This window comes from Pseudomonas sp. WC2401 (assembly GCF_041200115.1).
Taxonomy (GTDB): domain Bacteria; phylum Pseudomonadota; class Gammaproteobacteria; order Pseudomonadales; family Pseudomonadaceae; genus Aquipseudomonas; species Aquipseudomonas fragi.
Genome location: NZ_CP165623.1, coordinates 3,267,355 through 3,286,614, shown reverse-complemented (window position 1 = coordinate 3,286,614; position 19,260 = coordinate 3,267,355). Strand labels below are relative to the sequence as shown.

At 58.1% G+C, this 19,260-nt stretch carries 15 protein-coding genes; 10 read left to right on the top strand and 5 right to left on the bottom strand.

Annotated elements, in window-relative coordinates:
- Positions 1-41: 41 nt before the first annotated feature.
- Together AB3G35_RS15000 and AB3G35_RS14995 are read left to right on the top strand one after the other, a co-directional pair.
- Positions 42-1,412 (top strand): amidohydrolase family protein, encoded by a 1,371-nt coding sequence (locus tag AB3G35_RS15000; protein WP_369781705.1) that lies wholly within the window; start codon positions 42-44, stop codon positions 1,410-1,412.
- A 27-nt stretch (positions 1,413-1,439) separates the two neighbouring features.
- On the top strand, positions 1,440-2,087 hold the full coding sequence (locus AB3G35_RS14995) for a glutathione S-transferase family protein (protein WP_169870128.1): 648 nt from the start codon (positions 1,440-1,442) through the stop codon (positions 2,085-2,087).
- A 98-nt stretch (positions 2,088-2,185) separates the two neighbouring features.
- Here the strand turns inward: AB3G35_RS14995 and AB3G35_RS14990 are convergent, their stop codons facing one another.
- Genes AB3G35_RS14990 through AB3G35_RS14980 form a run of 3 tightly spaced genes read right to left on the bottom strand, consistent with a single transcriptional unit; the run spans position 2,186 to position 6,113 of the window.
- Positions 2,186-3,769 carry an aldehyde dehydrogenase (NADP(+)) gene (locus tag AB3G35_RS14990; protein ID WP_369781704.1) on the bottom strand — a complete coding sequence of 528 codons (1,584 nt, stop codon included), beginning with the start codon at positions 3,767-3,769 and terminating at the stop codon, positions 2,186-2,188.
- Between the two features lie 12 nt (positions 3,770-3,781).
- A complete protein-coding gene (gene araD1 / locus AB3G35_RS14985) occupies positions 3,782-4,774 on the bottom strand; it encodes an AraD1 family protein (protein ID WP_369781703.1) in 993 nt (330 codons plus the stop codon).
- A gap of 16 nt (positions 4,775-4,790) precedes the next feature.
- The gene (locus AB3G35_RS14980) at positions 4,791-6,113 is read right to left on the bottom strand and encodes an MFS transporter (protein ID WP_016780975.1); all 1,323 of its coding nucleotides are present in this window, start codon (positions 6,111-6,113) and stop codon (positions 4,791-4,793) included.
- A gap of 189 nt (positions 6,114-6,302) precedes the next feature.
- On the opposite strand from AB3G35_RS14980, the gene AB3G35_RS14975 reads away from it, so the two are divergent.
- The 8 genes from AB3G35_RS14975 to AB3G35_RS14940 all read left to right on the top strand — a co-directional run bounded on the left by AB3G35_RS14975 (position 6,303) and on the right by AB3G35_RS14940 (position 16,268).
- Positions 6,303-8,039 (top strand): IlvD/Edd family dehydratase, encoded by a 1,737-nt coding sequence (locus tag AB3G35_RS14975; RefSeq protein ID WP_095003772.1) that lies wholly within the window; start codon positions 6,303-6,305, stop codon positions 8,037-8,039.
- Between the two features lie 107 nt (positions 8,040-8,146).
- Positions 8,147-8,860, top strand: a complete 714-nt coding sequence (locus tag AB3G35_RS14970; protein WP_016780973.1) for a FadR/GntR family transcriptional regulator — start codon at positions 8,147-8,149, stop codon at positions 8,858-8,860.
- A 284-nt stretch (positions 8,861-9,144) separates the two neighbouring features.
- Positions 9,145-10,632: an MFS transporter gene (locus AB3G35_RS14965; protein WP_369781702.1), complete on the top strand. Its 1,488-nt coding sequence runs from the start codon at positions 9,145-9,147 to the stop codon at positions 10,630-10,632.
- A 164-nt stretch (positions 10,633-10,796) separates the two neighbouring features.
- Positions 10,797-11,285 carry a GNAT family protein gene (locus AB3G35_RS14960; protein ID WP_315246259.1) on the top strand — a complete coding sequence of 163 codons (489 nt, stop codon included), beginning with the start codon at positions 10,797-10,799 and terminating at the stop codon, positions 11,283-11,285.
- Positions 11,286-11,815: 530 nt separating this feature from the next.
- The gene (locus AB3G35_RS14955) at positions 11,816-12,241 is read left to right on the top strand and encodes an N-acetyltransferase (protein WP_134048509.1); all 426 of its coding nucleotides are present in this window, start codon (positions 11,816-11,818) and stop codon (positions 12,239-12,241) included.
- Positions 12,238-12,750 carry a MepB family protein gene (locus AB3G35_RS14950; RefSeq protein WP_340079108.1) on the top strand — a complete coding sequence of 171 codons (513 nt, stop codon included), beginning with the start codon at positions 12,238-12,240 and terminating at the stop codon, positions 12,748-12,750. The genes AB3G35_RS14955 and AB3G35_RS14950 overlap by 4 nt, the downstream gene beginning before the upstream one ends.
- 332 nt (positions 12,751-13,082) lie before the next feature.
- A complete protein-coding gene (locus tag AB3G35_RS14945) occupies positions 13,083-13,601 on the top strand; it encodes a cysteine hydrolase family protein (protein ID WP_016780967.1) in 519 nt (172 codons plus the stop codon).
- Between the two features lie 246 nt (positions 13,602-13,847).
- Complete coding sequence (locus AB3G35_RS14940) at positions 13,848-16,268, top strand: glucose/quinate/shikimate family membrane-bound PQQ-dependent dehydrogenase (protein ID WP_369781701.1); 2,421 nt, start codon at positions 13,848-13,850, stop codon at positions 16,266-16,268.
- A gap of 222 nt (positions 16,269-16,490) precedes the next feature.
- On the opposite strand, the gene AB3G35_RS14935 is transcribed toward AB3G35_RS14940, so the two are convergent.
- Together AB3G35_RS14935 and AB3G35_RS14930 are read right to left on the bottom strand one after the other, a co-directional pair.
- Positions 16,491-18,041: a TerC family protein gene (locus AB3G35_RS14935; protein ID WP_169846004.1), complete on the bottom strand. Its 1,551-nt coding sequence runs from the start codon at positions 18,039-18,041 to the stop codon at positions 16,491-16,493.
- A gap of 261 nt (positions 18,042-18,302) precedes the next feature.
- Positions 18,303-19,199, bottom strand: coding sequence for a LysR substrate-binding domain-containing protein (locus AB3G35_RS14930; protein ID WP_016780964.1), 897 nt, complete (start codon positions 19,197-19,199; stop codon positions 18,303-18,305).
- Between the last annotated feature and the right edge of the window lie 61 nt (positions 19,200-19,260).

Here is a 19,260-nt window from a genome sequence, read left to right as displayed (position 1 = left end):
GCACCTGTAGCTCGCCGGCTATACAGGATTTCCACGCCAGAATGATGCATGATCTGTCTCGACGTGACGTTTATAGCGGTATCAAACCCAAAGCTGCGCAGCTTTCTGAAGTGCGCCCATCGAGTACTTCAGGGCAAGGTAACAACGCTGAATCCAGCGCGAGCACGCTGTTGCTCAAGAATCTTCGCTTGTTCAACGGCAGCGCTGTGCTCGACGATAGCGTCTGCATCCTGATCAAGGATGGCGTGATCGACTCACTGCTCCCCGCCAATACAGAGGTTGCAGGCGCCGTGGTTATCGACTGCGAGCGAAGGGTGGTGATGCCGGGGTTGATCGATGCCCATTGGCACACTACGTTAGCGGGCATCACGCAACTTGACGCGATGAGTGCAGACCCGGGCTATATCCATCTAATCGCCGCCCGCGAAGCAGAAAGCACCTTGATGCGCGGCTTTACCACGGTACGCGACCCTGGGGGGCCTTCGTTTGCATTGAAGCGTGCCATTGATGAGGGCGTTATTGCAGGGCCTCGCATTTATCCTTCCGGCGCCATGATTTCACAGACCTCTGGCCACGGTGATTTCAGGATGCGATCCGAGATTCCCCGCGGCTCACTCAGGCCACTGAGCGTGACTGAGCAACTGGGGGCTGCAGCCATAGCCGATGGCGATGCCGAAGTGCTCAGGCGGGCCAGAGAGCAGCTAATGCTCGGTGCATCACAGCTGAAACTGATGGCTGGGGGTGGCGTCGCGTCTACTTATGATCATCTCGATAGCACCCAGTTTCTGGAGTCTGAATTAAGAATGGCGGTTGAAGCCGCTGCCGATTGGGGCACCTATGTGATGGTGCATGCGTATACGCCCAGAAGTATCCAGCGTGCCATTCGCGCCGGGGTGAAATCGATCGAGCATGGCCAGCTGGCTGATGAAGAAACCGTGCGCATGATGGCCGACAACGATATCTGGTGGAGTCTTCAGCCTTTCCTGCAGGATGAAGATGCCAATGTTTACCCTGATCCTGTACGGCGAGAGCGCCAGCGCGTGGTGGCTGAGGGCACCGCGAGAGCTTATGAACTTGCTCAGCGCTTCAATATAAAAACGGCCTGGGGGACTGATGTTTTATTTAATCCGCAAAAAACATCCACTCAGGGAAGACAGCTTGCAAAGTTGACCCGGTTTTACGCTGCGCACGACGTCGTGAACATGGCGACAAAGATGAATGGGGAACTGTTGGGGCTGTCGGGAGCCCGCAATCCATATCCCGGTAAAATTGGCCGGATAGAACCAGGTGCGTTGGCCGATCTGTTGGTTGTCGAGGGTGACCCCACGGTAAGCCTGGCGTTTCTGGAGGACCCGGATGCAACCATCAGCCTGATCATGAAAGGCGGGAAAATATATAAAAAGAACTTCTAATCATCCACCCTAATCAGAGAGACTTTCATGATCACACTTCACCACCTCAACGCGTCCCGATCGCTGCGTATTCTTTGGCTTCTCGAAGAAATGGGAGAGCCTTATACCCTGGTTCGCTATCAGCGCGATCCTGCCACTCGTCTTGCTCCGGCTTCACTGAAAAACATTCACCCGCTGGGCAAGTCACCGGTGATTGAGCTGGACGGGCAGGTGCTGGTTGAATCCGGCGCCATCGTCGAATACCTGATCCGCCGGTTTGCGCCCCGGCTGGAACCCGCGTTCAGCTCACCGGATTACCTTCAATACCTGCAATGGATTCACTTTGCAGAAAGCTCGGCGATGGTGCCGGTGCTACTCAAGCTGTTCACCCAGTTTGAGACCAATGCAGGGACTCAGCTCAAGTTCCTGGACGGCTACACCCGGACTGAGTTTGATAAAGTCCTGGGGTATCTGGACAGTGCGCTTGTGAACAAAACCTTTATTGTGGGGGACACATTGTCAGGGGCTGACTTTATGCTGGCCTTTGTTGCCATCACGGTGGTCGAGCAGATGAAGTGCGGGGCGCAGTACCCGCATCTGCAGGCTTACCTGCAACGTCTGGCTGAACTGGACAGCTGGAAACGTGCATTGAAGCTTGAGCGTGAACTCGACGAACAGTCAGGGGGCTCGGAGTAGAAACTCTGGCCCGAGCAGGCACGCAGATGTAACGCAGACACCCTGGCATCTGCGCACATCATTGTGTGGTCTCGGCGATCCCCTCTGTTATGCCAGGATCAAACCAGCGAGCGGTCAGACAACTGGCCATCCACCAGGCGGTGAAGGCCCAGAGGGTTGGCGTTTTTCAATGCGTCAGGCAACAGGTTGTCGGGGTAGTTCTGGAAACACACCGGGCGCAGGAAACGATCGATCGCCAGGGTGCCCACGGAAGTGCCCCTGGCATCGGAGGTGGCCGGGTACGGTCCGCCGTGGACCATCGAGTCGCAGACTTCCACGCCGGTCGGGTAACCATTGAGCAGGATGCGTCCGACTTTCTGCTCCAGTAGCGCAGTCAATTCGCCGAACTGCTCTATGTCAGTCACTTCGCCGATCAAGGTGGCCGTCAGTTGGCCATGCAAGCTGTTTATCGCGGCACTGAGCTGAGTCTGATCCTCAACCTCAACCACCACGGTGCTTGGCCCGAAGACTTCTTCCTGCAACACTTCATCCCCTTCGAGCAACAGGCTGACATCAGCCTTGAACAGCTGCGGCCATGCCTGGTTGCCCTGCTGGGCCTGCCCGGCCAGGTGTTGGATGGCGTTATGGGCAAGCAGCTTGTCCAGGCCCTGGCCGTAGCTGCGCAAGGTGCCGGGGTTAAGCATGGTCTGCGCGGGTTGCTCGCTGATTTGCCCGGCCAACTGGTCAATAAAGGTCGTGAATGCTGCCGAGCGCAGACCAATGACCAGCCCCGGATTGGTACAAAACTGCCCGCAACCCTGCACAACCGAGGCGCACAGTTCGCGGGCGATGCTGGCGCCGCGTACCACAAGGGCCTGGGGCAGGACGATCACCGGGTTGATGCTGGACATCTCGGCAAACACCGGGATAGGCCGGGGGCGTGCCGCTGCCATGTCACACAACGCGCGGCCGCCCTTGAGCGAGCCGGTAAAACCGACGGCATGAATTGCCGGGTGCTTGACCAGCGCCTCACCCACGCCAGCGCCGTAGATCATGTTAAAGACTCCGGCGGGCATGCCGGTGCGTTCGGCGGCACGCAGCAAGGCATCGGCAACCCATTCTGCAGTAGCCATGTGCCCGCTATGGGCCTTGAACACGACCGGGCAGCCGGCTGCCAGTGCCGAGGCGGTGTCACCGCCCGCTGTGGAGAACGCCAAGGGAAAGTTGCTGGCGCCAAACACCGCCACCGGCCCCAGGCCAATGCGGTACTGACGCAAGTCGGGACGAGGCAGGGGAGTGCGATCCGGCAGTGCCTGATCGATGCGTGCGCCATAAAAATCACCACGGCGCAGCACCTTGGCGAACAGGCGCATTTGTCCGCTGGTGCGCCCGCGCTCACCCAGAATGCGACCCGCAGGCAATGCCGTTTCCCGGCAGACAACCGCCACGAAGTCATCCCCCAGGGCATCCAGCTCATCGGCGATCGCGTCCAGGAAGCTGGCGCGGCGCTCCGCACTCAAGCCGCGGTAGGCCGGGTATGCCGCTGCGGCAGCCGTGGCGGCATGGTCAACCTCCTCGGCGGTGGCCTGGTGAAAGTCGTAGGCGAGGGCCTCGCCGGTGCTGGCGTCGACACTCTTGACGATGACGCTGCCCAGGGCGCTGCGTTGGCCACCGATGTAGTTGTGACCGAGAATCTGAGTCATTGGGGGTCTCCTTTAAAGTGTGCCCATGCCGCCGGGCGCGAACACCCCATCGACCGGGGTGATACCGTTGATCAAAGGCGCGCCGAACTCGGCCTGGCTGATTTCGAAGCGATCCCCCGGTTGTGTGCGAATGCCGTCGGCGAACGACAAGGTCGCCGTGCCGAAAAAGTGGATATGCACATCACCCGGGCGCAGGAACTGGCTGTACTTGAAGTGATGGTATTCAAGGTTTTCCAGGCTGTGGCACATGTTGGCTTCGCCACTCAAGAACTCGTTATCCCACAGCACCTCGCCATCGCGCAGGATCCGGCTGCGGCCCGACAAATGCTGGGGCAGTGCACCGACCCGCAGTTCCGGACCAAACGAGCAACTGCGCAATTTGGAATGTGCCAGATACAGGTAGTTCTTGCGTTCCATCACGTGATCGGAGAATTCATTACCTACCGCGAACCCCAGTCGATAGGGTTTTGCGTCATGGCCGATGACATACAGGCCGCCGATTTCCGGCTCCTCGCCCGCGTCCTCGGCAAAGGGTGGCAGCGCAAATGCAGCGCCAGGCCGTACGACGATGCTGCCATCGCCCTTGTAGAACCATTCCGGTTGCACCCCCGCTTGACCGGCGGCGGGCTTTCCGCCTTCCACTCCCCATTTGAAAATTCGCATGGTGTCGGTCAGCGCCGCTTCGTCACCGGCTTGCTGGTGCATTTTATCTCGCGCAGACGCGCTGCCCAGGTGGGTCAGGCCCGTACCGCTAATCAGCATATGGGCCGGGTCCGGGTGATCCAGAGGGGGCAGGATGCGCAACTCGGCCAACAATGCCGGATAGTCATGGGTAATGCCCAGGCCGTGCTGGTCGACCTGCTGTGCCAGGCTCACGCCCGCTTCGATGGCAGCGAGGGCCAAATCACGCACGCTGTTGGCCCCCGACACTTCATGTACCAGGTTACCGTCTACCAGGCCGACGCGGCGCTCGCCGGTGGTGAGTTCAAATTGTACTAAACGCATAACGGGTGTCCCTTGATTAAAGATGGGTCGCCGCGCGGGCGCTGGCGGCAAATTCGCTCGACTGGAGCACGTGTTTACGCTCGAGGGTGCGATACACCACGAACGTCAGGAAGAGCCCGAACAGCATCACTCCGCTCAGGAAGTACAAGCCCGAAGCCAGGTTGCCGGTGTATTCCTTGAGCGCACCGATCACAAACGGTCCGATGTAGCCACCCAGGTTGCCCACCGAGTTGATCAGGGCAATGCCGGCGGCGGCGCTGGCACCGGCGAAGAAGCGTCCCGGTAAGGTCCAGAAGATGGCGGTACAGGAAAACAACGAGAACGCCACCAGGCTCAAGGCCGCCAGTTGCAGCATTGGCACCGTCAGCCAGGCGCTGAAGAACAACCCGATAGCACCCAGCACATAGAGCACAGCCAAGTGGCCATAGCGATCATTGAGGCGGTCGGAACTGCGAGGGATGATGAGCAAGCCGATAATGCCGAAGACATAGGGCACCGAAGACACGAACCCGGTGCTCAAGTCACTGCCGCCAAACTGTTTGATCAACGTTGGCAGCCACAGCCCCAGCCCGTAAATACTCAGGGTGACGGGCAGGTAGAACAGCGCAAGCAGCAATACGCGCTTGTCTTTCAGAGCATGCAACGGGTTGCCATGACGGGTCTGGCCGTAGGCCTGCAAGTCTTTTTCCAGCTCGCCTTGCAACCAGTCCTTTTCACCCTGATCCATCCACTTGACCTGTTGCGGGCCGTCCGGCAAGTAACGCAGTACGGGCCAGGTCAACAGAATGGCGGGCGTGCCGATCACAATAAACAGCCATTGCCAGCCATGCAGGCCAAGGATGCCATCCATGCCAAGCAAACCGCCGGACACGGGCCCGGTGATCATCATGGCGATTGGTTGCGAGAGGATAAACAGACCCAGGATCTTGCCGCGATGACGGACCGGAAACCATTGGGTGATGTAGTACAGCACGCCAGGAAAGAACCCCGCTTCTGCGACCCCCAGCAGGAAACGCATGACATAGAAGCTGTGCGGCCCCTGCACAAAGGCCATGCCAATGGTGATGGCGCCCCAGGTGACCATGATCCGGGCAAACCAGCGCCGGGCGCCGAAACGCTCGAGCATCAGGTTGCTGGGGATTTCCATCAGGAAATAGCCAATGAAAAACAGCCCGGCGCCCAGGCCATAGGCGGCATCGCCAATGCCGATATCCGCGCCCATGTGCAGCTTGGCAAAGCCCACCGCCGAACGATCTACATAAGCAATCAGGTACAGCAGGATCAGGAAGGGGATGAGTTTAAGCGTAATGCGACGAATAAGCCGGAGTTCCTGGCTCATGAGACGGTCTCCCATTGTTTTTGTTATGGCACCTCTGGAGTGGCCTCAAGCGGGTATCGCCAGGATCAGCTCTCAGTGAAAGCGACTATATAGTATTACTATTTAACCAACAACACTTCCACAATGGCTTTTTTAAGGCTAATTTAGCGGTACGGAAAATAATTAGTCATACAATAAGAGCCCGCCATAATGTCAGACAAATTTCCTCCCCTGCGTTCTGCCCAATGGTTCGGCAGCGCTGATAAAAACGGTTTCATGTACCGCAGCTGGATGAAGAACCAGGGCATTGCCGATCATCAGTTCCAGGGCAAACCCATCATCGGTATCTGCAACACCTGGTCGGAACTGACGCCTTGCAATGCGCACTTTCGGACCATCGCCGAGCACGTCAAACGCGGTGTGATCGAGGCCGGTGGTTTCCCGGTCGAGTTCCCGGTGTTTTCCAACGGCGAATCCAATCTGCGACCTACCGCCATGCTGACGCGCAATCTGGCGAGCATGGATGTGGAAGAAGCCATTCGCGGTAACCCGATCGATGGCGTGGTGCTGTTGACCGGTTGCGACAAAACCACCCCGGCGCTGTTGATGGGCGCGGCCAGCTGCGATGTCCCGGCCATTGTGGTTACCGGCGGGCCGATGCTGAACGGCAAGCACAAAGGCAAGGACATCGGCGCCGGCACCATCGTCTGGCAGATGCACGAGTCTTACAAAGCCGGCACCATCAGCCTCGACGAATTCCTCTCGGCCGAGGCTGGCATGTCGCGCTCGGCGGGCACCTGCAACACCATGGGTACGGCCTCGACCATGGCCTGCATGGCTGAAGCCCTGGGCACCTCGCTGCCCCATAACGCGGCCATCCCGGCGGTGGATTCGCGCCGCTATGTGCTGGCCCATATGTCGGGCATGCGCGCCGTCGAGATGGTCCGCGAAGATTTGCGCCTGTCCAAAGTGTTGACCCGGGAAGCCTTTGAAAATGCGATCAGGGTCAATGCCGCCATTGGCGGTTCGACCAACGCCGTGATTCACCTCAAGGCCATCGCCGGGCGGATCGGCGTGGACCTGGAGCTGGATGACTGGACCCGCATAGGGCAGGGCACACCGACCCTGGTGGACTTGCAGCCGTCGGGTCGTTTCCTGATGGAAGAGTTCTACTATGCCGGAGGCCTGCCGGCCGTGCTGCGGCGCCTGGGTGAGAACGGCCTGATACCCAATCCACAGGCGTTGACCGTCAACGGCAAGAGTTTGTGGGAGAACGTTAAAAACTCACCGATCTATGGTGACGACGAAGTTATCCGGGCAATCGATAACCCGCTGGTGGCCGATGGCGGTATCTGCGTATTGCGCGGCAACCTGGCGCCTCTGGGCGCGGTACTCAAGCCATCCGCTGCGACCCCGGCCCTGATGAAGCATCGCGGACAGGCCGTGGTCTTCGAGAACTTCGACATGTACAAGGCCCGCATCAATGACCCTGAGCTGGCAGTCACTGCCGACTCGATTCTGGTGATGAAGAACTGTGGGCCAAAGGGTTACCCGGGCATGGCCGAAGTGGGCAACATGGGCCTGCCCGCCAAGCTGCTGGCTCAGGGCGTGACCGATATGGTGCGCATTTCCGATGCTCGCATGAGCGGCACGGCGTATGGCACAGTGGTGCTGCACGTAGCACCGGAAGCCGCAGCCGGCGGGCCACTGGCGGCCGTGCAGGAAGGTGACTGGATTGAACTGGACTGCGCCACTGGACGCCTCCACCTGGATATCTCCGAGGCCGAACTGACCGCTCGCCTGGCCGATATCGAGCCGCCAAAAAACCTGTTGATTGGCGGCTATCGCCAGCTCTACATCGACCATGTCATGCAGGCTGACCAAGGCTGCGATTTCGATTTCCTGGTGGGCTGCCGAGGATCGCAAGTACCCCGTCATTCCCACTGAGTGGCGCCACCGGCCAAGCGCGCCCGGCATGACAATCATAGCGGGCGCGATTCAACCCGCGCCTGCTATGATCCGCGCTTTCAACCGAAAGGATCGACCTGCGCCCCATGGATTATCGTCAGCCCTCCGACCGCAAAAGCATGCATACGCGCATCGTTCAGGAACTCGGCCTGCAGATTGTCTCCGGGCGCTTCAAACCCGATGACAAACTGCCTGCCGAAGCCTTGCTCTGCGCAGAATATGCGGTCAGCCGCCCGGTATTGCGCGAAGCCACCCGGGTCCTGGTTGCCAAAGGCCTGGTGTACTCCAGGCCGCGGGTGGGTACCGTGGTCAAACCACGGCGCGAGTGGCACATGCTCGACCCTGATGTGTTGCACTGGTTGCTGCAGGCCTCGCCCCAAAATGAATTTTTTGGCTTGCTGACCACCGTGCGCAGCATTATCGAGCCCGCCGTGGCAGCGCTCGCAGCCCAGCATGCAACTGCAGAGGATGTGGCATCGATCCATGAAGCCTACCAACGCATGGAAAGTGCCTCCAGCCCTGAAGAGCTGCTGCAACCCGACCTGGACTTTCACAGCCGGATTGCCGACGCAACCCATAACGACTTGCTGGCCAACTTGTGCAACATGCTGTCCTTGGCCTTGCGCGAAGCAATGAAGCACTCCAACCGTCGACCCAACCTGCACGAACTTGCACTGCCACGGCACAAGGCAATCTTGACCGCGATCGAAAGCCGCGACGCTTTGGGCGCGCGCCAGGCCACACTGGTACAGCTCGAAGACGCGCGCATGGCGCTGGATGTGGTGCTGAGCCAAGGGTGAGGGCGGTTGATTTGACCCGTCAGCATTTGACCGAGGCATAGAGGGCAGGGCGCGGCCTGGGCCCAGTATGGACCGTCCTGATTCATACCTGCGACTTCACAAAGCTTCACATTTGCACGGCGGGAAAGGGCGGGGATATGGGTTAGCATCGCGGCGCTGCCTTGGGGCGCAAGCGTGCTGGCAGCAACGGCTTAAAATGCCTGACAAGCGTTTGAAAGCCGGGATCCCGGTTAAAAGGTCTCTTTATTGTGCGTACAGGCAAGTCAAACCGTTGGTTAGTCCTTATGTCGGTCATTCTGGCTTTTATGCCGATTGTCCTGGATTACACCATTCTCCATGTCGCGGTTCCGTCACTGACCCTTGCGTTGCAAGCAACGGGTACCGAGATTCTGTGGATCATCGACATCTACCCGTTGTTGATGGCCAGCCTGCTGATTCCCATGGGCACGCTTGCGGACAGGGTCGGCCATCGCCGAATGCTGCTGGCTGGGCTGGGGATCTTTTGCGCAGGCTCCGTACTGGCGGCCTTTTCTCCCAATGTCGCAGCGTTGATCGGGGCACGGGCGTTCATGGCATTCGGCGGCGCCATGATCATGCCCAGTGTCCTCGCGATTATTCGACAGACGTTTGAAGATCAGAGCGATCAAGCCGTAGCGCTGGGTATCTGGGGCGCTGTTGCCTCCACGGGAGCCGCCATCGGGCCCTTGGTAGGGGGCGCATTGCTTGAGCACTTCTGGTGGGGGGCGGTCTTCCTGATTAATGTGCCCGTGATGCTGCTGGTCATACCCCTGGTGATCGCCTGGATACCGCGACGCAGTGTGGTCGGCGATGGAAACTGGACCATCGGCCAGTCCGTGATTCTGATCCTGGGTGTCATGGCAAGTGTCTACGCCCTTAAATCGGGTTTCAAAACCAACAGCTCTCATTTCGTAACCGGTGCCTGTTTTGTATTCGGAGCACTGATGCTTGCGTGGTTTGTACGCAAGCAACGTCATACCTTGACCCCGATGCTTGATCTGAGCCTTTTTGCCATTCCGGCGGTCAGCACGGGTATCGTCATGGCGCTGGTCACCATGGGTGCGCTTGCCGGGTTCGAATTGCTGCTGGCTCAAGAACTGCAGTTCGTCATGGGCCGTACCCCCCTGGAGGCCGGCATTTTCATGATGCCGCTGATGATTGCAGCTGCAATCGGTGGGCCTCTTGCAGGCGTTATCCTGCGGGCGATTGGCCTGAGGTGGGTTGCCAGTTGCTCGTTGCTGGTGTCCGCTGCAAGTCTGGTCGGATTGGCCCAAATACACCTGGGCAGCGCCGGGGTGGCCGTTATTGTGATGCTGGTGGCTCTGGGGCTTTCACTCAGCATCGGCTTGACCGCCTCGTCGGTGGCGATCATGAACAGTATTCCAATGGAGAAAGCGGGCTCGGCCGGAGCCCTTGAGGCCACCAGTTACGACCTTGGCACCGGATTGGGCATAACCGTTTTCGGAATTCTGCTCGTATCCACCTATGAAAAATCCATACAGCTGCCTGACGGCATTCCATCGGCCATTGCCGAGACAGCCGTGCGGTCTATTGGTGAAACGATGATTGCGGCAAAAGCACTGGGAGGCATACAAGGCCAGCAGCTTGCTGCAGCGGGGCAAAAGGCGTTTAGTGCCTCTCACAGCATGGTTTTACTGACGGCGGCTGCACTGGTCGGCGCATTGAGCCTGTTGGTCTGGTTTGTGTTGAGGCACCACAAAAGCAAATCGGGTCATGCCCGTGCTGGCAGTTGAAAAACTTGCCTGTACGGGAACTGAATCGTGCGCCTGTCGACTCAGCGGGCAAGTGAGATTGCGGAGCTGCTGCCGCATCAAAGGGTGCCCCGATAACCAGGCAAGGTGCTTGAGCAAATAGTAGTGAGCTAGAATGCCGAATGCATAGACCTCAAGGACGCGCGATGACATTGCAACACAGGCCAGTGAAGGCAGATGACATCAAAACTATCTGTAGCTTTCCCCTTAACGCTCAGGAACTGTTTTATATGTTCCCGAAAGCTCAATACCCCCTGACTGAAGCTCAGCTGTCTAACGCTATTACTCAACGATTCGACTCGACGGTTGTCGAAGCGGGGAATAGCGTCGTCGGTTTTGCTAACTTTTATCGGGCTGAAACGGGTGGGGTTTGCTGTATCGGCAATGTCATCGTTGCCCAAGAGGCACGAGGTAAAGGTGTGGCGACCTTCATCGTGGAGACGATGACTGCTCTGGCGTTCGACCGCTACGACGCCACAGAGGTGCAGATCTCGTGCTTCAATGAAAATACAGCAGGCTTGTTGCTATATCCAAAACTAGGCTTCTTGCCCTTTGCTGTCGAAGAGAGAAGTTCTCTGGATAGTCGTAGATCAGCACTCATCCATATGACCCGCAGCAGAGCAGCCCGACCATAGCCTCACCTTGAAAGCCCGGTTAATGCAGCTGCTTTAGGTATTCAGCTCCCAACAGTCTCAATTGTGAGGCTTGGAGGTCTCTAGAGAATCCGCGGCTATTCAAAGTATGGGCAACGGTGTTGCATTACCGGTCTGCACGAGCAGCGGTACACGCTGACCTGAAGAGAAACGGCACTGAATCAGCTTCATCGGCAGCCACCTCATTGAATGACTCGCCATGAACGCGAAGGACATGGCCCGTTGAGAGACTGGATGACAGAAGCTAGTTTGTCGAATCAATACCTTATGAACGTTATGAACGTATCTGACATAGCACCTGATTTAACATAATATACATTATGCGTAATTACGCATACCCATATCAGGGCCAGTGGAGGTCAGATTTCAAGGCGTCGAATCGCGATTCAGTTCAACCCTGAATCTGTCGCAAACCCTACCGAATAATTCGCCCATTCTGTACCGATCCCTGATTGATTGCGTTACGGCATAATCACCACCTTCGTACTGCACCCGCCACAATGGAATGACAAATGATCAGAGCATTTGAACAACACGACATGGAGCGTGTTTTGGAAATCTGGCTGAGCGCATCGATCAAGGCCCATGACTTTATCGACGCGGCTTACTGGCAATCCCATACAGCAACGATGCGTGATGTTTACATCCCTGCATCAGAGACTTATGTGCTCGAAGATCAATCCGGTGTCCAGGGGTTTTGCTCCTTGCTGGGCAATCAACTGGCCGCGCTGTTTGTTGACCCGGCCCATCAAGGCAAAGGTCTGGGCAAGCAGTTGCTTGAGCACGCGAAAAACCTTCGTGGCGAGCTGACCCTTGCGGTTTATAAAGAGAATGCGCCCAGCCTGGCCTTTTATCGCTCACAGGGTTTTGCGGTGCTGCGCGAGCAAGTTGACGCGCAGACAGGCCATGCTGAATACCTGATGGCGTTAAGTAATTGATCCTCCCACAACCTTTGCTTGCAGCCATCGAGACCCTGTTTTTGCCCGCAGCATTGGCGTATCCGGCTGATTACTCGGTAGAAAGTGCCGCCCGGGAATATGGCGGTGTGCGCTTTACCCTTGCAGGTCGCAAAGTCGTCTTCAGGGTCGCCAAAGTCACGCCAACCAAGGTCGGCCAGTTCGTCACCTTGTGGAAACGGCCCTGTCCAGGCGGCGAAATTACGCCGCTGGATAGCGCGGATGATATCGATTTCGTGGTGGTTCATGTCTCTTCTGAAGGACAATGCGGGCAGTTCATTTTTGATCGTGAAACCTTGTTGTCACGCGGTGTCTTTGCCATCAATGGTCGCGGCGGCAAGCGCGCTTTGCGGGTTTATCCGCCCTGGAGCCAGCCTGCAGCCCGCCAGGCCGTGCAGTCTCAAAAATGGCAAATCGAGTGTTTTGTGGCGATGACTCCATGGGAACCGGCCTCAATATTGCGTATTCGCGACCTTTTCCGCTGCGTGTAGCCTTGGTTTGATATGCGCTTTTGATATAACTAAACTAAAGAACTATTTAGTATAGTTATTAATAGGGGGTTTTTAGTGCGCTGATTCTCACCCTGCACACTGGCCAAAGCCACCCCCTGCCCACTGCGGCTTGCCTGTGCTCGACGACATTGCTAGTGTCGGGCAATGACTTCTTATCGCCTCACCTCGACCACTACCACCACGACCGCTGAATGCGGAGCGTGCGAAGTGTCGTGAGCCGATGGCAAACGATTTTCAAAGGCCCGCCAGCGATGGACAGGGCCTTTTTTTATGCCCTTGCCTCGCTGGTTCTAACGCAAGGAGATGCACCCATGTACGCCCTCTTGGTTCTTGATATGCAGGTTGGACTTGTTCACGGCCCGGACCGCCCCTGGCGCGGCCCTGAGTTGCTGGAAACCGTTAATGCCCTGCTGCATAAGGCGCGCAGTGCCGGTGCGGGGATTTTTCTGGCTCGGCATATCGGTCCCGTTGGCTCGCCCATTGAGCCAGGCAGCCCGTTGACCCTGCTGGCACCGGAGCTGACGTTGCTGGGCAGTGAAGTGGTCTTTGAAAAACACAGGCCCAATGCCTTTGCCATGACCGGGCTGGCCGAGCAGTTGCGTGCTTGCGGCGCTACCGGTGTGGTGATTGCCGGGATGAAAACCCAGTATTGCATCGACAGTACCTGCCGGGCGGCTCGAGACCTGGGCTTTGATGCCGTGCTGATAGCTGACGGTCATACATGCTCGGATACCGCCGAGCTCAAGGCCGAACAGATTGTTGCTCATCACAATGCCAGCCTTGCCGGGCCCTTCTGCCAACTGGTCCAGGCACAGGACTGGCGATTCTAGCCCCACTCCCCCTCTGGCACGCCCTGCACTGACAATTTGTCGCAGGGCTGTGTTTTTGTTAAAGTTATAAAACTAACCGTTTAGTACATTCCGATTCCGGACGTTTTCCGCTCTGTCGTTACTGCCTGCATAAGGCCTGGGCGGCGGGCAGAAACGCCGGCTGCGTCTAGGGCTGCGCTGCAAACAGCTACAGTCAAAGACGATGCCCTCCTTCCAACCGTTCATGTATCAATAGGGTCATGCACCATGAATAAGCCTCAACCTTCGGCAGCCGTAAGCCGTTGGCCCATCTGGGTCGCAGCTCTCGGTGTGCTGGTCTTCGGATTGCTCTTTATCGCCGGTGGTGGTTACCTCGCCACGCTCGGTGGCAGCCTGTACTTCCTGATCGCAGGCCTGGGCATGCTGGTCTCGGCCGTGCTGCTGTTCAAGCGCCGCCTGGCGGGTGCCTGGCTGTTCGCAGTCGTGATGGTTGCCAGTCTTGTCTGGTCGCTGGTCGATGCCGGGCTGGTGTTCTGGCCGCTGGTGTCGCGTCTGTTTGCCCTGGCCGTGCTCAGCCTGGTCGTGGCGCTAGCTTACCCGACACTGCGCAAGGCCAATGGCCTGGGCGGCAACGGCGGTTATGCGCTGGGCGCGGTACTGGCCGTGGCCATCGCTGCCGGTTTCTGGGGCATGTTCCAGCCTCACGCTTCGATCGCCCCCACCGGTGACGGCCCAGGCCTGACCCAGGTCGACCCGTCCAAGGCCCAGAAAGACTGGGCACACTACGGCAATGACGAAGGTGGCAGCCGTTTTGCTGCATTGGACCAGATCAACCGCAGCAACGTGTCGAAGCTGGTACCGGCCTGGACCTACCAGACCGGCGACGTCGCTATCAGCGATGGCAACGGTGCCGAAGACCAGATGACCCCGCTGCAAGTGGGCGACAAAGTATTTATCTGTACGCCGCACAACAACCTGATCGCACTGGATGCCGACACCGGCAAAGAGCTGTGGAAGAACAACATCAATGCCAAGGCCGCCGTCTGGCAGCGTTGCCGTGGCCTGGCGTACTTTGATGCCAGCGCCCCAGTCGCCGCACCTACCGATGGCAGCACCCCGGCCGCAGCTGTCACCGTTGCCCCGGGCGCAGCCTGCCAGCGTCGCCTGCTGACCAACACCATCGATGCTCGCTTGATTGCTGTCGATGCGGACACCGGCAAGTTCTGCCAGGACTTCGGCAGCAATGGCCAGGTTGATCTGAAGGCTGGCCTGGGCAATGTGCCTGATTCCTACTACCAGTTGTCGTCGGCACCCTTGATGGCAGGCACCACGGTGGTAGTTGGCGGCCGCGTGGCTGACAACGTGCAAACCGATATGCCAGGTGGTGTGATCCGTGGTTTTGACGTGGTGACCGGCGCCATGCGCTGGGCCTTCGACCCGGGCAACCCGCAGGACAAGCAAGCACCGGCAGACGGCAAGACTTACGTTCGCAGCACGCCCAACAGCTGGGCGCCGATGTCCTATGACCCGCTGATGAACACCGTGTTCTTGCCAATGGGCAGCTCGTCCACCGACATCTATGGTGTTGAACGTACCGAACTGAACCACAAGTACGGCGCCTCTGTGCTGGCACTCAATGCCACTACCGGTGACGAAAAGTGGGTCTACCAGACCGTTCACAATGACCTGTGGGACTTCGACCTGCCGATGCAGCCCACCCTGATGGACTTCACCGTCGCCGACGGCAGCAAAGTGCCAGCGCTGGTGATCGGCACCAAGGCCGGGCAGATTTTTGTGCTTGATCGCCATACTGGCCAGCCGCTGACCAAAGTTGAAGAAGTACCGGTCAAGGCCTCGAACATCCCGGACGAGCCCTACTCGCTTACCCAGCCAAAATCCGTGGGCATGCCACAGATTGGCGCGCAGACCCTGACCGAATCGGACATGTGGGGCGCCACCCCGTTCGATCAGATGCTGTGCCGTATTTCCTTCAAGAAAATGCGTTACGAAGGTCTGTACACCGCGCCTGGCACTGACGTGTCGTTGAGTTTCCCGGGTTCGCTGGGTGGCATGAACTGGGGCAGCCTGTCGACTGACCCGGTACACGGTTTTATCTTCGTCAACGATATGCGCCTGGGCTTGTGCGTGCAGATGGTACCGCAGCAAAAAGACGCCAAGGCCTCTTCCGGCGGCGAAGCGCTGAACACCGGTATGGGTGCAGTTCCGCTTAAAGGCACGCCTTATGCCGTGAACAAGAACCGCTTCCTGTCGATTGCTGGCATCCCTTGCCAGGCGCCGCCTTTCGGCACCTTGACCGCCATTGACATGAAGACCCAGAAAGTCGCCTGGCAAGTACCGGTCGGTACTGTGCAGGACACCGGCCCGCTGGGTATCAAGATGGGCCTGCAACTGCCGATTGGCATGCCGACCCTGGGCGGTACGCTGTCCACCCAAGGTGGCCTGATCTTTATTGCCGGCACTCAAGACTTCTACCTGCGCGCCTTTAACTCGGCCAACGGTGAAGAAGCCTGGAAAGCCCGTTTGCCGGTGGGCAGCCAGGGTGGCCCGATGACGTTTGTATCGCCCAAAACAGGCAAGCAATATGTCGTCATCACCGCCGGTGGTGCCCGTCAGTCGCCGGATCGCGGTGACTATGTGATCGCTTACGCGTTGCCTGACAGCAACTAAGCACTGCCCTGTGGCAGCAGGCTTGCCCGTGATGGCAGCACCTCGGTCATTCAGACAGACCGGGTTGCCTGCATCGCGGGCAAGCCCGGCTCCCACAATGATCGCGCAAGCTTTTTAGCCTGGGTACACCCCCTAATACTGTGGGAGCTTTTTACCCTGGGTACAGCCTCTGAAACTGTGGGAGTGGGCTTGCCCGCGATGGCAGCACCGCTACCACAGCTTCTAACCAGCCTTGCTCAGCAACACCCGCGTCACCCTCCGCTCTTCTACCTCGACTACGGTCAAGGTCCAGCCTTCCCACGTTAGCTTGTCGCCAATCATTGGCAGACGATCCAGCAAACTCATCACCATACCGGCAAGTGTCTGATAGTCATCCGTGGCCTTGGCTGCAAAGCCAATGTGCTGGCGAATCTGGCTCAGGTTCAAGGCGCCGCTGACCAGATAACCCTCTTCCTGGGCAACGATATTGGGCCCCTCTATCTCGCTGGCATCCGGCAGTTCACCAGCGATCGACTCAAGAATGTCAGTCATGGTCAACAGCCCGATAAAGTCACCGAACTCGTTGATGACGAACGCAATGTGCGTCGACTCTTTGCGCATCTGCTCCAGAGCATTGAGTATCGTGAAACTGTCCAGCAGGTTGATGGCCTTGCGGGCCATGGCTTCCAGATCAGGTTCGTGACCTGCCAACAGCTCTTTGAGCAATTCCTTTTTATGAATAAAGCCCAGCGGCTCGTCAACCCGGCCTTCGCGGATCAGCGGCAGTCGAGAGTACGACGAGTGCATCAGCGTCGTACGAATGGTGTCTGCTGAATCCGCGAGGTCGATATGATCGATCTCGGCCCGAGGCGTCATCACGGTACGAATCGGGCGCTCTGCCAGTTGCAGTACGCCACTGATCATCACGCGTTCGCGTCGGTGGAAAACTTCCTTGTCTTCGCCGCCTTCAAGCATGTCAGCAATGTCTTCGCCCACTTCATCTGCATTCAAGGTACGACCGCCCAGCAAACGCAACACTGCATGAGCCGTACGCTCGCGCATCGGGCGCAGCCCCTGCACGCTTTTCTTGCGACGCGCACGGGCAATCTGGTTGAGCACTTCAATCAGGATCGAGAAGCCGATGGCCGCATACAGGTAGCCCTTGGGAATGTGGAAGCCCAGGCCTTCGGCGGTCAGGCTGAAGCCGATCATCATCAGGAAGCCCAGACACAGCATGATCACCGTCGGGTGACTGTTGACGAATTTGGTCAGGGGTTTGCTGGCAATGATCATCAAGCCGATCGAGAACACCACCGCGATCATCATCACCGACAGGTGTTCAACCATGCCCACAGCAGTTACTACCGCATCCAGGGAGAACACGGCGTCGAGCACCACAATCTGCGCCACGATCGGCCAGAACATGGCGTAGCCCATGTTTGATGTACGTTCGGCCACATGCCCTTCCAGTCGTTCATGCAACTCCATCGTCGCCTTGAACAACAGGAACAGACCACCGAACAGCATGATCAGGTCGCGACCCGAGAACGATTTATCGAACACTTCAAACAACGGCGCCGTCAGCGTGACGATCCACGAGATGCTGGCCAGCAGGCCCAGGCGCATCACCAGTGCAAGCGTAAGACCGATCACCCGGGCACGGTCGCGCTGCTCCGGCGGCAACTTGTCCGCCAGGATGGCGATAAACACCAGGTTATCAATGCCCAGTACCAGTTCCAGCACAATCAACGTCAACAGGCCGAGCCAGGCCGTGGGATCTGCAATCCATTCCATAGGTATCAGTCAATCTCACGAAGGTTCAGGGTTAACGACGAGCGCGCGCGGGCAAGCGTAGCAGCGGATGTGCTAACGCAAAACGGAGGGCTGGAGAAAGGTAAAGCACGCTCGACAGAGGTGATCAAGCGAAGAAGGGGCGCAGGTTCAGAGCTGCGACTGGGTGGTTCCTGAAGGGTGTTCATACAAGCCTTTAGTGAATTGGGGATGCAATCCTACAGCGATTAACCTCAATTCCTGCTAGCGGACTTATTACAAAATTTAACAAGTCCTCCCTGCCCCGCCTTGCTCGACCTGCCTGGCAAACCATTGCAACACCGCGGCACACGCCGGGTGCGAGGCTGCAGCAGGTTGCAGGCACAACGAATAGTTGCCACCGGTTTTCAACGGTTCGCCAAACGGAATCACCAATACCCCGCGTTGAATGGACTCGGCCGCCAGGGTCATGTCCGTGACTGCAACCCCCAGGCCACGCGCGGCAGCGTCGAGGGCCAGTTCATCGAGATTGAACGGGATATGCCGGTAACTGTGCAACGGCTTGCCGTCATTGGCGGCGAGCCAGTCGATCCAGGCTTGCTGGTCGGCCGAGCGATGCAACAACGCGAAGCACACCAGATCCGCCATTGACGTCAGCGGCCCCAGATCAGGTGCACACACCGGTACCAGAGCCTCGTCGAATAAAGCCATGCAGGCCGGATCAGTGGAGGGTCGAGGCAAGTACAGGATATAGGCATCGCTGTCGCTGGCCGGTTCGACTATCTCGGTGGCCACCGTTTCAATCGACAAGGCGATGTCCGGGTGCTGCAAGTAGAAGTCACTGAGCTTTGGCAGCAACCATCGCACGGCCAGCGACACATGCATGCGGATACGAAACGGCCGCTTTTGCGGCGATAAACGATCTTCCAGCAGCTTCAACTGCTCAAGCATGCTGCGGGCGCTTGCCAGTACCTGCTCGCCTTCGACCGTCAGGCGCACGCTGCGACTGGTTCTGGCCAACAACGTCACACCAAAGTGAGCTTCCAGTTGCTGGATTTTCCGGCTGATTGCGCTTTGCGTCAGGCACAGCGTTTGCGCAGCCAGGGTGAAGCTGCCCGATTCGGCAACCTCAATCAATGCCTGCAAACCCTGCAAAGACGGTACATGACGAACCTTATCCATGTGTTTTATGCATCAATCAATGAATTAATAGCGTTGGTTATATCACTTGCCACAGCATAAA

Coding starts and splice junctions, on each gene's coding strand:
- AB3G35_RS15000 (WP_369781705.1), top strand. CDS start 42: ATGATGCATGATCTGTCTCGACGTGACGTTTATAGCGGTATCAAACCC.
- AB3G35_RS14995 (WP_169870128.1), top strand. CDS start 1,440: ATGATCACACTTCACCACCTCAACGCGTCCCGATCGCTGCGTATTCTT.
- AB3G35_RS14990 (WP_369781704.1), bottom strand. CDS start 3,769: ATGACTCAGATTCTCGGTCACAACTACATCGGTGGCCAACGCAGCGCC.
- araD1 (WP_369781703.1), bottom strand. CDS start 4,774: ATGCGTTTAGTACAATTTGAACTCACCACCGGCGAGCGCCGCGTCGGC.
- AB3G35_RS14980 (WP_016780975.1), bottom strand. CDS start 6,113: ATGAGCCAGGAACTCCGGCTTATTCGTCGCATTACGCTTAAACTCATC.
- AB3G35_RS14975 (WP_095003772.1), top strand. CDS start 6,303: ATGTCAGACAAATTTCCTCCCCTGCGTTCTGCCCAATGGTTCGGCAGC.
- AB3G35_RS14970 (WP_016780973.1), top strand. CDS start 8,147: ATGGATTATCGTCAGCCCTCCGACCGCAAAAGCATGCATACGCGCATC.
- AB3G35_RS14965 (WP_369781702.1), top strand. CDS start 9,145: ATGTCGGTCATTCTGGCTTTTATGCCGATTGTCCTGGATTACACCATT.
- AB3G35_RS14960 (WP_315246259.1), top strand. CDS start 10,797: ATGACATTGCAACACAGGCCAGTGAAGGCAGATGACATCAAAACTATC.
- AB3G35_RS14955 (WP_134048509.1), top strand. CDS start 11,816: ATGATCAGAGCATTTGAACAACACGACATGGAGCGTGTTTTGGAAATC.
- AB3G35_RS14945 (WP_016780967.1), top strand. CDS start 13,083: ATGTACGCCCTCTTGGTTCTTGATATGCAGGTTGGACTTGTTCACGGC.
- AB3G35_RS14940 (WP_369781701.1), top strand. CDS start 13,848: ATGAATAAGCCTCAACCTTCGGCAGCCGTAAGCCGTTGGCCCATCTGG.
- AB3G35_RS14935 (WP_169846004.1), bottom strand. CDS start 18,041: ATGGAATGGATTGCAGATCCCACGGCCTGGCTCGGCCTGTTGACGTTG.
- AB3G35_RS14930 (WP_016780964.1), bottom strand. CDS start 19,199: ATGGATAAGGTTCGTCATGTACCGTCTTTGCAGGGTTTGCAGGCATTG.